Origin of the sequence: Flammeovirga yaeyamensis (genome assembly GCF_018736045.1) — a bacterium.
In the GTDB taxonomy this organism is placed as follows: domain Bacteria; phylum Bacteroidota; class Bacteroidia; order Cytophagales; family Flammeovirgaceae; genus Flammeovirga; species Flammeovirga yaeyamensis.
This window is the reverse complement of record NZ_CP076133.1, coordinates 1907069-1920763: the sequence shown is the minus strand read 5'-3', so window position 1 is coordinate 1920763 and position 13695 is coordinate 1907069. Positions and strand designations below refer to the sequence as shown.

General features: G+C 31.3%; 10 protein-coding genes. 7 read left to right on the top strand and 3 right to left on the bottom strand.

Annotated elements, in window-relative coordinates; genetic code table 11:
* Positions 1-71: 71 nt before the first annotated feature.
* Positions 72-443 (bottom strand): hypothetical protein, encoded by a 372-nt coding sequence (locus tag KMW28_RS27470; RefSeq protein ID WP_169665531.1) that lies wholly within the window; start codon positions 441-443, stop codon positions 72-74.
* A 342-nt stretch (positions 444-785) separates the two neighbouring features.
* Between KMW28_RS27470 and KMW28_RS27465 the strand changes: the two genes are divergently transcribed.
* The 4 genes from KMW28_RS27465 (at position 786) to KMW28_RS27450 (ending at position 6349) form a co-directional block, all read left to right on the top strand.
* Complete coding sequence (locus KMW28_RS27465; protein WP_169665530.1) at positions 786-1448, top strand: hypothetical protein; 663 nt, start codon at positions 786-788, stop codon at positions 1446-1448.
* 40 nt (positions 1449-1488) lie between these two features.
* Complete coding sequence (locus KMW28_RS27460; protein ID WP_169665529.1) at positions 1489-2475, top strand: SGNH/GDSL hydrolase family protein; 987 nt, start codon at positions 1489-1491, stop codon at positions 2473-2475.
* Positions 2476-2580: 105 nt separating this feature from the next.
* On the top strand, positions 2581-3123 hold the full coding sequence (locus tag KMW28_RS27455; RefSeq protein ID WP_066215452.1) for a heme NO-binding domain-containing protein: 543 nt from the start codon (positions 2581-2583) through the stop codon (positions 3121-3123).
* A gap of 1 nt (position 3124) precedes the next feature.
* Positions 3125-6349 carry a response regulator gene (locus tag KMW28_RS27450; RefSeq protein ID WP_169665528.1) on the top strand — a complete coding sequence of 1075 codons (3225 nt, stop codon included), beginning with the start codon at positions 3125-3127 and terminating at the stop codon, positions 6347-6349.
* 5 nt (positions 6350-6354) lie between these two features.
* On the opposite strand, the gene KMW28_RS27445 is transcribed toward KMW28_RS27450, so the two are convergent.
* Positions 6355-6639 carry a hypothetical protein gene (locus KMW28_RS27445; protein WP_169665527.1) on the bottom strand — a complete coding sequence of 95 codons (285 nt, stop codon included), beginning with the start codon at positions 6637-6639 and terminating at the stop codon, positions 6355-6357.
* A 96-nt stretch (positions 6640-6735) separates the two neighbouring features.
* The gene (gene hrpB, locus KMW28_RS27440) at positions 6736-9219 is read right to left on the bottom strand and encodes an ATP-dependent helicase HrpB (RefSeq protein ID WP_169665526.1); all 2484 of its coding nucleotides are present in this window, start codon (positions 9217-9219) and stop codon (positions 6736-6738) included.
* 107 nt (positions 9220-9326) lie between these two features.
* On the opposite strand from hrpB, the gene KMW28_RS27435 reads away from it, so the two are divergent.
* Genes KMW28_RS27435 through KMW28_RS27425 form a run of 3 tightly spaced genes read left to right on the top strand, consistent with a single transcriptional unit; the run spans position 9327 to position 13605 of the window.
* On the top strand, positions 9327-9941 hold the full coding sequence (locus KMW28_RS27435; protein WP_169665525.1) for a response regulator transcription factor: 615 nt from the start codon (positions 9327-9329) through the stop codon (positions 9939-9941).
* Between the two features lie 14 nt (positions 9942-9955).
* Positions 9956-11797, top strand: coding sequence for a hypothetical protein (locus KMW28_RS27430; RefSeq protein WP_169665524.1), 1842 nt, complete (start codon positions 9956-9958; stop codon positions 11795-11797).
* An 11-nt stretch (positions 11798-11808) separates the two neighbouring features.
* On the top strand, positions 11809-13605 hold the full coding sequence (locus KMW28_RS27425; protein ID WP_169665523.1) for a sensor histidine kinase: 1797 nt from the start codon (positions 11809-11811) through the stop codon (positions 13603-13605).
* The last annotated feature ends 90 nt before the right edge of the window (positions 13606-13695 follow it).

The window sequence follows — 13695 nt, the reverse complement described above, 5'->3', positions numbered from 1 at the left end:
ATATCTGTAAAGAATATGTACCAATACCTAATTTTGAAGCTATCTATTTAGTTTCTCCCCATATCAATTTTTTATATATGTTCTGCTTTACAAGTAATTACCTTTCCATTTGCCCTATTAAAAGTGACATAAATTAAAGCGTTATCATTCACAACTAGTCGAACATTTACAATACCAGATGTTTTGGTCACTTCTTTAATTGTGGCAGATCGAATCCCATTCTCGAAAGAACAGAAAAATTGTTCGGTTGATAAATTATATAAGTAGATGGTACTGTTGTCTTCATAGATTCCTACCCATTCTGTTAAGAGGTCTTTTGTTTGAGTATCATCCAATTCAACATCAATAATACTGATGTATTTATTATACCATTCAGTATCAAAAGCGAAAACTTCAAATGAGAATAATAGGGTTAATATAGCTGGGAAGTATAAGTTTTTCATGATAAGGTTTTTCGTTAAATACACCTCTATAACGCTATTGGAATAATTATAATTCTTAAAAGTAATATTCTTCTTAAATTGGTCTAAAAACAACGAAATGCGTGATGTTTTTTTGTAACATCTTCTTAAAGTACAATTCTTATAATTGATTTATTACAAAAATAAAGGTTACATTCCATGTATTGAATGTTCTGTTATTTTCACAAAAACAATAATATTTAAAATTCTGATGCTTTTTGAAGCTAAAATTCTAATCAATTGTTGATTTTTTGAAGTTCTTTATTAAAACCTCTACATCTTTTTTATTTTTGAGCTCATAATTTTTCAAGTGAAAGTGAGGAAATGATATATCGTATAATACCTAGTAATAAGATTCAAGCATTATTTAATCAGTTAGATAATTATCAAAAACAATTTGATGAACATTCACATAGCATTACCTTTTATGATGAAACCGAAACCCCGATTTTTCATTTTCGCCTTCCTTTTAACTTGAATCAAGAATTGAATGAAAGGACTGTAAGTTATGTGCTTTGTATAATTCAAACAGAGAATGCTTCAGTAGGGCTAGTTAAAAATAATCAGTTGGTTGATCATAAAACATTTGCAACGTATGCAGTAAGAAAAAAGCAAGGCAAAAGTCAGATTAAATATTTAAAAACCAGAGGGAAGTCTAAGGCAGGGTCGAGGTTAAGATTGGCAAATACCCTCAATTTTTTTGAACATATTAATGAGAGATTGCAACAATATTTTAATACTGATCATCCAGAAAAGATTATCTTTAGTTGCTCAAAAATATTGATACCCTATTTATTTTCATCAAAAGTTGCTTGTCCTTTCGATAAAAAAGACCAACGTATTTATAAGATTCCTAAATATATACCAAATGCTAATTTCGAAGACCTTAAAAAAATACACCAAGATTTACTTAAAGGAGAATTTTCTTTTTCAGAAGAGCAAAAGGAACAGGCTGAAGAGATTCTTAGAAATGTTTTTGATAATTAAAATTACTTCCATTTTATTTTTTTCTTGTAACTCAAATAGTATGAATTGGATTGATCTAGCAGTGATAGAGGGGCGTTGTAATTATGTGGAAGATGCCATAGAAGTATATTGGCCAGGAACAAGCATCACTTTTAATATAAAAGGGGAGTCTCTAAAACTTCAAATGTCAGATGATGTAGGAGAAAGTGAATATCTAGTTCTTGTCAATGGCATTGAAGATCATCAGTTTATAGTTGATAAAGATACTACATATACTGTATGGAAAAGTTCTAAAGTAGAAGAGGCGACCATAACACTACACCGATTAAATGATTTTTCTAAGGGAACTACCAAAATTACACTAGCAGAATTAAATGGTGATTTACTTGAAGGTTATCGTAAACAGAAAGTGATTACTTATTATGGAAATTCAATTACTGTGGGTTATGCTAATAAAGATACCACTGGAAATGACAACCCACTTTACACCAATAATTATTATGCTTATTCATCTTTAACATCGAGAAGACTTTCTGCGGAACAATTTGTGATCGCAAGAAGTGGAATTGGAGTGATGGCCAGTTGGGGAGATTATATTATGCCTCAGATATACAATAGAGTGAACCCTAAAGATGCCACTACCAAATGGGATTTCAACAAGGATAAAACTAATTTGGTTGTGATTAACTTATTACAAAACGATGCTTGGTTAAGAAACTATCCAGATCTCGAACAATCATTAAAATGGTTTGGTAGACAGCAAGTTACAGATCAGGATGTTGTTAAAGCTTATCAAAATTTTATTTTGAACATAAGGAAAAGTCATCCTAATGCATCAATAATATGTGTGTTGGGTTGTATGGATATTGTAAAAGAGGAATATAATTATAAAAGTATTGTAGATCAGGCAGTATCTGAAATAAAAGATGAGCGTATATATCGCTTGGATTTTCCTTATTTAGCTTCAAATGCTCACCCCGATATCCAGATGCATAAAGAAATGTCTGATATTTTAGTTGACTATATTAAAGAGCATCAATTGCTTTAATTGTATGATATTAGGATTATTATTGAAATTTTGAAGTCAATATTTGATTTGATACCTATGAGTAGTAATTTCTATAATAGATATTAATTACTTAATTACTCAAAAATGTACGGAATTGTAAATAAGGCTATCCAAGGACTAGTTACAGAAAATTTTGGAGAAGAAAAGTGGGAAGCTATTCTTAAAAAAAGTGGTGTTGACATCGAACTATTTGCTGGAAATGAGATATACGACGATAAAATCACATTTGATTTAGCAATCGCGGCTTCAGAGGTATTAGAATTACCTTTATCAGATGTCTTAGTAGCCTTTGGAAAATATTGGGTACTGACTACTGCAAAAAAACATTATGGTTCCTTAATGGATACCGGAGGAAATAACCTAAAAGACTTTTTTGTTAATCTACCAAATTTTCATAGTAGGGTGATGTTATTGTACCCTAACATTCAACCACCTGAGTTTGATATAGAAGTATTGGAAGAGAAAAAACTCAAAGTAAAATATTTTTCTGTTAGAGAAGGTCTAACTGACTTCGTCCATGGGTTATTACTTGGTCTTGGAGAAGCATTTGATACTGAAGTAGAAGTAGAGTTTCTAACAGGTAGAGTTGATGGGCTCAGACATGATGAATTTACAGTAGCGTGGTAGTATGAAAATAAGTATTTCAAATACTGAGGTAGACTTTAATCTGCTTTATCCGTTTTATTTTATTTTAGATAAAAATTTTAAATTTGAATCTGTAGGAAAAAGTTTTTTAAAACTTTTTCCTAATATCATAGATCAACCTTTTCACGACCACTTAAAATTAGTTAGACCTTGGACTGTTGATTTTACCTATGATGAGTTAAAAAGTCAGTTAACAAAGGTCTTCGTTTTTCAAAATGCAGAACGAAAACTAATTCTTAGGGGACAAATAATTTTACTAGAAACAGAAAAAAAAATATTGTTCTTGGGTTCTCCTTGGATGAAAAGTACAGATGAGTTAGTTGAACATAAACTAGCACTAAGTGATTTCGCTCTAAATGACCCTACACCCGATGCTGTTCAGTTATTGAAAATGAATGAAATCAATCTGTCAGAATTGAAGGAATTGACGGATAGATTAAAAAAGCAAAAAACAAAAGTTGAAGAAAAAGAAGTTTTATATAGAGGACTAGTTGAAAATGCCTCTGAAGTAATAATTAGAACTGATGTAGAAGGATGCCTTCTTTATGTAAACCCCTCTGCTATTGAACTTACAGGTTACACTGAAGAAGAATTACTTGGAAAGGAATTTTTTGAGTTAATCACAGAAGATTTACATGATGATATTGCCGAGCAATTTCATGAACAAGCATTTCATTCAAAGGACAAAGATATTTATGAGTTTAGTATAAATTCCAAATCGGGTAAAGTGATTTGGTTGTACTCCACTTTTATCTCAATTAAAGACGAAAATGATAAAATTATAGGTTACTCTTCAGTTGGTGTAGACATCTCTCTTCGAAAAGAAATGGAAGATGCTTTATCGAAAGCAAGAGAAAAAGCAATTGAATCTTCTAGAGTTAAAGAAAGATTTATAGCTAATACCTCACATGAATTAAGGACTCCAATGAATGCCATCATCGGTTTATCTAATTTACTTACTAAAACCCCATTATTACCCAAACAATCCGAATTTATACATGCCATTAAAACATCGGCAGAAAACTTATTGGTTGTCATAAATGATGTTTTAGACATTTCTAAAATTGAATCAGAAAAATTAGAAATTGAACATATAGAATTTGATCTAAAGGATAGAATCAATTCATTTGTGAAATCACTGGAGATTAGAGCAACAGAAAAAAATATACTTTTAAACCACAATTGGGACGAAAAATTACATCCTACATTAATAGGAGATCCATATCGTTTAAATCAGGTACTTACTAATTTGGTGAGTAATGCCATTAAGTTTACCAATCATGGAGAGGTCACTTTAGATATTTCATACGATGATATCAATTCTGAGGGTGAAACCCAAAATGTCATATTCAAAGTAATTGATACCGGGGAAGGAATTCCAAAAGAAAAACACGATAAGATTTTTGAAGGATTTTCACAAGCAGATGCATCAGTAACCAGAAAATTTGGAGGAACCGGTCTTGGTCTTACCATAAGTAAGAGTTTGATTGAACTAATGGGCGGTAAAATATCTTTAGAAAGTGAAGTTGGAGTAGGAACCACATTTAAAGTAGAAATACCATTCGAGAAATGTGCTATTGTAAATGATAAGGATGATTTAGCCCTTTCACAAGATGATGTGGATTGGTCTGATTTTCATGTCTTATTAGTGGAAGATAATCAATTCAATCAGTTATTAGCTGATAATATTCTGAAACAATGGAATCTAAATGTTGATATTTCAGATAATGGAAAACTAGCCATTGAAGTACTTAAAGATAAGTCCTATGATGTGATTTTGATGGATATTCAAATGCCTGAAATGGATGGTATTGAAACAACTGAATACATCAGAAATAAATTACAAATAGGTACACCAATTATTGCATTAACAGCCAATGCAATGAAATCGGATTTAGAATACTACAAAGAAGTAGGAATGGATACTACGGTAACCAAACCTTTCCAGCAAGAAGATTTATTTATAGAATTATCAAAAATATTCAACCAAAAAGAAATCAAAGATGAACATGGGGTTGATCATACATTATGGAAAGGAAAAAATGTATTATTAGTTGAGGATAATGAATATAATCAGCTATTGGTAAGTAATATTTTAAATAGGTGGGGACTAAATGTAACATCAGCCAATGATGGTTTTGAAGCAATAGATTCTATTAAAGAGAATAATAATTTTGATTTAATCTTAATGGATATTCAAATGCCTAAGATGGATGGAGTAGAAACTACCAAAATTATTAGAGATCAATATTCTAAAAAAGTACCAATCATTGCATTTTCTGCTCATTTAACGCCTGATTATGAAGAAGAGTTCTTAGAGGTAGGAATGAATGGATGTATTCCTAAACCTTTTAAAGTAGGACAGTTAAAAAAAGTAATTAAGGACGTATTTTTCTTAAAACCGAAAAACAAAGAATTACATCGACCTTCTGATTCCTGGAAAGGGAAAAAAGTATTGGTTGTAGAAGATAACATGTTTAACAAAATGTTAGTGGTCAACATCTTGGAAGGTTGGGGCCTTGAGATAGTTACTGCTGAACATGGAGAAGAAGCTATTGAATTGGCTATAGAACAAGATTTTGATATTATCTTAATGGATATTCAAATGCCCGTAATGGATGGGGTGGAAGCTACCAAAATATTAAGGGAAGAATTACATAAAACACTCCCAATTATTGCATTAACAGCCAATAGTTCTATAGAAGACCAAAAGTTGTATAAGGCCTCTGGCATGAACGATTGTGTTTCTAAACCATTTGATTTGGAAGACCTCGAAAAGGTAATTAAGAGTCATCTTGTTTCTCAAAATAATGATGATCGAAAAATTAGGCTCAAAAATGGAGATTGGACTGGAATGAGAGTCCTCATGGTAGAAGATAATCCCTTTAATATTTTATTGTTGAAAGGTATACTTGAAAACTGGAAGATGGATATTACTGAGGCAGAAAATGGATTAATAGCTACAGAATTGTGCAAAAAGAAAGAATTTGATATGATTTTAATGGATATTCAAATGCCCGTAATGGATGGGGTAGAAGCCACTAAAATTATTCGAAATAAATTAAATTTATCTACCCCTATTATTGCTATCACTGCGAATGTTGATGGTGATTTAATTGAAAAGTATTTAGCAGCAGGTATGGATGCCTGCATTCCTAAACCTTATGAACAAGAAGAACTTCAAAAGTTCATAATGGATTACCTTTAAATATCTTAGGAAGTTGAATTTATTTTTCTATTCCTACCATGTTTTAACCATAAATATCCAAAGAAGACTCCGATAACACCTAAGATGTGATATAAATGCACCCCTTGTGTTAAGATACTGTACACTAACCATACGGCATCACTTATAACAGGTGTAATAAGTGCAATGAATCCTAGTAAGGCACCTTCAATTTTATACACTTGAAGACTTACAAAAACGTGATAAAATAATGCGACAAATGGAAAAACTCCAATAATAGCACCTACGAAATATTTTCTAAATGAATCCATAATTAGTTGTTATTTGTTTAATGTAAAACTAACTAATTTCACCCTATTTATCAATGTATGCTTTGTAAATTGTGTTAAAAGTGTATTAATTACGTGTTATTTTCTTTTAACTCCTCTTACGGCTTCTTCTTCCCATGGTTTTTCTGGCCACGCATGCTTAGGATATCTTCTTTTCAGTTCCTTTTTTACCTCAAAATAGGTGTTGTCCCAGAAGCTTTTTAAGTCAGATGTAATCTGTACCGGTTTAAACCCTGGAGACAATAAATGCATCAAAACATTTTGTTTACAGTTGTTTACAGAAGGTGTTTCTGCTAAACCAAAACATTCTTGTAAGCGTACGGCCAAAATAGGAGGTGCTCCATTATCAGAATATTTAAGTTTTATCTGACTACCACTTGGGACTTTTATTTTTATTGGAGCAAGTGTATTTAATGCTTCTTGTTTATCCCACTCTAAACTATGATGTAGAATATCAATCAGCTTTAATTTCTTTAAATCTTGAGGTTTTTTTACGTCTTTTAAGTAAGGGGTGATCCATTGTTTGTTGTTTAACAATAGGTGTGGGGTAGAACAGTCGGGCCACTCCTCTTTAGGATTCCATTTTCTTAAACTAGCAATCCTGGCTTGCCATTGAGTGACTTCCTCATTGAAATCTAGAAGCTGACGGCCTTCTTTTTTTATGGCATCAGTAATTGCATTTAATTTGGCTTCCTCAGAAATGGATTGGATAGGCGTACTTTTAAGCACTATGCTACCAATGCGTAAGTCTTTTGTGGCAATAAGTCCTCCATCATCAGTATCCCATTCGATCATTTCTTTTTCTTTAACCATAGTGGCTAAATCCTTTGGATCTAAAGGAGATGCCATAAAGATTTTTCCCATACCCTCACGGGCGTCAATATGTGCCACTGCCAACCATTGCTCGTAGGCTAAATCGTCTTTATGACCCGCCATGGCAATTTTACCATTCGCAAGTTGGAATTGTGCATTATTTCCAGGTTTAGAACAAGCAATTCTTTCTGGGTAGGCATGAGCCAATAAAACACCTGTTTCAAAATCATCCACACCTGAGTTGTCAGCATCAATATCAAATAGCCTGCGGTATTGATTGGCTACTTTTTCTATATTCCTAAAGCGTTTGTTCTTTCCGCTATCAGTTCTAAATCGTCTTAAGGCTTCTATTCTCAAATTAATGTCAATTCCAGAGTTATTAGGAAGAGGATCTCTTTCTTCTAAAATAGCTGCTAAATCACAAGCTAAAGCAAGAAGATCTTCCTCTTCAGCATACAATAACATATGCGCAATCCTTGGGTGACAAGGTAATTTGTGTATCTCCTTACCATGATCGGTTAATAGTCCATCTTCAAAAGCCTCTAATTGTTCCAAGGTGTCCATGGCTTGTAGAAAATGACCGTTTGGAGGAGGAGTAACCCATTCTAATGAAGTAGGTGAAGTAATGCCCCATTCCGCCATATCTAAGGCCAGTGATGTTAAATCAGCTTTTTCTATTTCAGGAGTACGTTCTTTATCTAACTTTTGATGAGTAGATAAGCTCCAAAGTCGATAACAAACACCCTCTGAAAGACGTCCAGCACGACCACTTCTTTGATCTGCGGCATCTTCAGAAATTTGTTCAGTAGTTAATTTTGAAAGCCCTGAGTTGGCATCAAAAACTTGAGTTCTTGTAAAGCCAGAATCGACTACAATTTTCACTCCTTCGATGGTTAAACTGGTTTCTGCAATGTTAGTAGCCAAAACTACTTTTCTTTTCCCTTGAGGATGTGGAAAAATTGCCTTTTGCTGAACATGAAATGGTAATTGACCATAAAGCGGGTGAATAGAAAACTCACGAAGTGCACCCCTTAAGATCTCCTCACATTTTCTGATTTCGCCTTGGCCAGGTAAAAAACAAAGAATATCTCCATCATGTTTTTTTGCTGCATCAATAACCGTTTTTGCAGTAAGTTCAGGGATGAGATAACGATCAATATCACCAACATAGTTAATGTCTACAGGATACATTTTTCCTTTACTTTCTATTATCGGAGCCTGATCGAGCATTAGTGACAATTGTGGCATATCCATTGTGGCTGACATGACCAAAATCCTTAGATCTTCTCTAATCACCTTCTGTATTTCTCTAGAAAGCGCCATGGCTACATCAGCATGAATACTGCGTTCATGGAATTCATCAAAAATAATGATTCCAACATCTTCTAAAGTGTTGTCATGATGAATCATTCTAGTCAGAATACCCTCAGTAACCACTTCTATCTTTGTCTTATCAGATATTTTAGTATCGAATCGGACTCTATAGCCAACCGTATTTCCAACTTTTTCACCCAACATGTCAGACATTCTTTCAGCAATTGATTTTGCTGCTAAACGTCTTGGTTCAAGCATTAAGATTTTCTGATCTCCGAGCCACTTTTGTCCCAATAAAGCAAGGGGCAATAAAGTACTTTTACCTGCGCCCGGAGGTGCTTTTAAAATAAGCGTATTTTGATTTTCTAAAACTTGATGAACTTCAGGTATAATATCTTTTACCGGAAGATTGGTTTGATGATATGGAAATGCCACGTTCTTTTTTTTGATGAGTGGACAAAGGTACGAATTGCATTAAAATCACCCAAAATAGTGATGTTCTTGAAAGCATTCATTTAATATATTTGAGAAATTGAATTGCTATGGAAAAACTAAAAATACTAATTGTCGACGATCATGTTCTTTTTTGTACTGGGATTGAACAAATATTAAAAAATCTCTTGAATGCTGATGTTGACGTTTGTTTTGATCCAAAAGAAACTCTTGAAAAATACGACCTTAATGAATATCAAATAATATTGGTAGATATGGATATGCCTGAAATGAAAGGCTTTGAGTTTATTGAGAGAGCGAAAGAAAAGACAGTTGATACGAAGTATTTAATTGTTTCCATGCATTCTAAACCATCAATTTTAAGAAAAGCCAATAGATTAAATATCGATGGCTATATTCTTAAAGATGATGATATGTCTACTTTTACTGAAGCAATTACTACAATTACCAATGGAGGGCAATATTTTACCTCAAAATTGAATGGAGTGATGAGCGTTCAGACTATTGAAAAGACTGTTGTATCGCCTAGAGAAGAACAAATTATACGACTAGTGGCAGAAGGCAAAAGCATGAAAACAATATCAGAAATTCTTTTTATTAGTCATGAAACAGTAAAAACACATACCAAAAATATTAGAGCAAAACTACAAATTGATTCAAAAGCTGATCTTATAAAATATGCCGTAGAAAACCTTTTGATTTAAATTTCTCTTATTTGATGAAATATTTACAAACTATAAAAATACTACTTCTACTTTTTCTTACAGCTCATATAACGAATGGGCAAAAGCTTACTAGTTCAGATATAGATAAACAATTAGAGATATCAGATTATATCAAAATGTACGACCTTAGTGACGATATAATTCCTGAACAATTAACGCTTAATGATATAAAATCTTTTTCTGGAAAATTAGAAGAAAATTCATTTTTAGGTCCTGATCATAAAGATAAACTGATCATCACCCAGTTTAATAATGAGGGGGATAAGGAGTATATATTCAATATTAGCTTTGGGGTTATTCGATACCTAAAAGTATTTATTGAATCTAAAGATAGTTTATATAATTATGAATTAGGGACTAGACTTAGTAATCAAGTTCTTGCTGATAATAGTGATTTTACAGGTTTCAATTTACCTCTCCCAAAAGGTAATTCGACTCTTTATATTCTAATTGATAATGATGCGAATGTATCAAATACTAATTTCTTTATTTACGAGAAGGAGTACTTGAAGGATAGATTCACTATATCAGGCATTTATGTCAATATATTAAAGGCAATTCTGACCTTTTTATTCATATTATCCTTTCTTCTATTTGTTGTACTAAAGAAAAAATTATTTCTATACAATTGCTTAATCGTTATAGGCATTGTCAGCTTTGTAGAGTCGGAAACTCTTTTGATTTTTCATCTTACTGAAAGTGAAAATATTTTATATATGGGTAGGTTTATTGGAACCATTGTATATTGTGTTTTCACCTTATTATTAGTCTTAGAACTTTTTCCATTAAAGTGGAATACAAAAATTATCAATAGAATTCTTTACTCTATTGTGGCAATAGATGCAGTTTCTATTATTATTCTATTTTTTGTAGGACCGAGTAATAGATTTTTAAACAACTACCTATTTGTTTATAATGTATTTATTGGTCAATCTATATTCTTGATTTCCATATCAATTTGTATTTATAATGCATATAAACATCCTACAATAAGGAATGTGCTGATCAGTATAGTACAGTTTTTCTTGTTTGTATCATTAGCTATTATCGTTACAGGATCTTCATTAGGGGTTATACAACGATTTTGGATGAGTAACTTATTGGTGTATATCGTGACTACAAACCAAATTTTGTTTTTCTTAGGATTAATTCTGATAAAATTCTATTCCGATGAAAAACAAAGAAATGCATTGCAAAATACTATATATCAGATAAAAGAGAGTTCGAACACCGCACTTTTAGAAGGAGAATTAAATGAAAGGAAGAAAATAAGTCAGAAGCTGTCTGAAAATATTGGAGATAATTTAAACCTTTTATCCCAAAAGAGTATGGATGAAATTGATGCTCTTGCTTTAAATGAAACAATTGAGCAAGTAAGATCTTTGAGTCATCAATTATTATTACCCACATTCGAAACAGATGAATTTGATGATGTAATTTTAGATTTGATCTCTAAATATAATTCAGATGAATTGCAATGTTTTTTCAATATTACAAATTGGGAATATGTGGATGTTAAAGTTCAACAACACATTTACAGATTACTTCAAGATATTTTAAACACTTTAGAAGAAAATAAATGTGAGGGAAAATTTTTCTTAAATTTTAATATGGATGGTGTTTATGGTAATTTTTCTATTGAATGGACAAGTAAAGAAAAGCCTACGAATAACTTATTTGATGAGTTGATTGAATACATTAAATTTAGATTGATTGCTATCAATACACACTATATAGTTGAAAATCATAGTCACAATTATTTTTTAAATGTCTCTAAAATTCTATTAAGCAATATAGAAGATGAGGCATCGTCGACAGATAATACGATCTTTTAAAGAAATCCAAAATGAATAAATTATTATTTGGAATATTATTATTTGTATTACCATTTAACGAGATGGACTTTGATAACTCCGTGAAGTATCAATTTTACCGCTTGGATAAAAATTTCATTTATGGTATTGATGAGATAATCAACTTAAAGGATTCACTGTATTGGAAGAAATCTAAGAAACAAATTAACCATAATGGATACGATATCCCTGTTTGGTATAAATTAGAGATTTACTCAGAATGGGAAGGTACAGCTTGTCTATATTTTGATAATGTATTGTTTAATAAGCTAAACCTCTTTGAGATAACCGATAAAAGCAATAAAATAAAATCTTATTTTCTTCATTTAAATGAGAATACTAAATATGAAATATCAAAGGGTTCGAATAATGTTTTAACACTAGAAAAAGGAGAGAATAAAACACTGTTTATACAAGTATTTTCTAAGGGTTTTCCATCAAGTTCAATATTTGATTTTTTGCCAAAAGAAAGTGTAGATTATCAAGAACAAAAAGAGTTTTCCTTTAGAATATTTTCGAGAATCATAATTCTTTCATTTTTAGCTCTAGCCATCCTTTTAAGTTTTATCACTCGATATAAAATTATCTATTATTTTATTATTAATCTTTTATTTTCATTCCTCTTGGTAGAAATAGAATTAGGGTACATATTGTCATATTTTGATATTTCTAGTGAGATTTTAATTAGAGTATTTCAATTTACCTGTCTTCAATTTTTTATCACTTCCTATATTATATTTTTCTACAAAGTCGTTGAAAATGAAAATCCCTTACCCAATAATTTGTTACTATCGTCCGTAATATCTCTGATTTTCTTTTCTGTGGCTATGTGTGTATTGTGTTCTAATATTTTTAATCAAACGACTACATTTATTTTCTTAGTGATGTTAGGTTTAAGTTATATATTAAATCTTGGCATGGTGTTATTCCTAAATTATAAGGCATTGTCAAAGAAAACAGAGATAGGTAAGATAGTTTTCTTTATCAATATCATGAATATATTATTGATTGGATTTCAACTATTCTCCATTTTTGAGATCACTTCTTCACCATTTTCTCAGCGTTCTTTATATTACCTTTTAGCTATAACAAATACAATAAGCTGCTTTTTGGCTCTTCTTTTTTATACCATAAAAATCTATAATAAAAGGTCAAAACTAGAAATAGAACAGAAACAGTTGATGCAAGCATACTCTAATGCTATTCTAAGTGGACAAGAAAAAGAAAGAATAAGAATAGGAAGGGAGTTACACGATTTTGTCGGAGGAAATCTTTCCTTGATAAACAAGGTGAATAATTTAAGCAAAGTGGAAGTAAAGGATATTCTTAAGCGAACGGCAAAAGATGTAGAAGAACTTAAAATGGGTTTACTAAGTGTACAGAAAAATGAAGTGAGTAACGAAACCTTATTTTTAAATTTATTCGAAAATTTTCATTCCGATGAAATGAATTGCTTTGTGAATTTTGAAGGTAAAGGATTTGATGATATCTCAAGTAAACAAATCAACCATATTTATAGAATTACCCAAGAACTACTTCATAACGCCAAAAAACACAGTCAGGCTAGTCTTATTATTATAGGTTATGTAACAGATAGTGAAAAGAATAAACTGTATATTCATTATAGTGATAATGGGATTGGTTTTAAAGATAACAAATCTTCAGATGGTGTAGGGATTAAAAATATTAAATACCGAACTAAAGAGATAGGAGGACAATTATCTATCAATTCCACAAGTGGCGGAACCTCTATTATTCTTTCTGATATTCTTATTAAAAAAACTAAATAAAATTTTCTTGGCATAAAGAGTGCATTATTTTGTAATAGGTTCACTGAAAAATGGATTTAATATCTAGAAATAGATTACCTATTCTAAAAC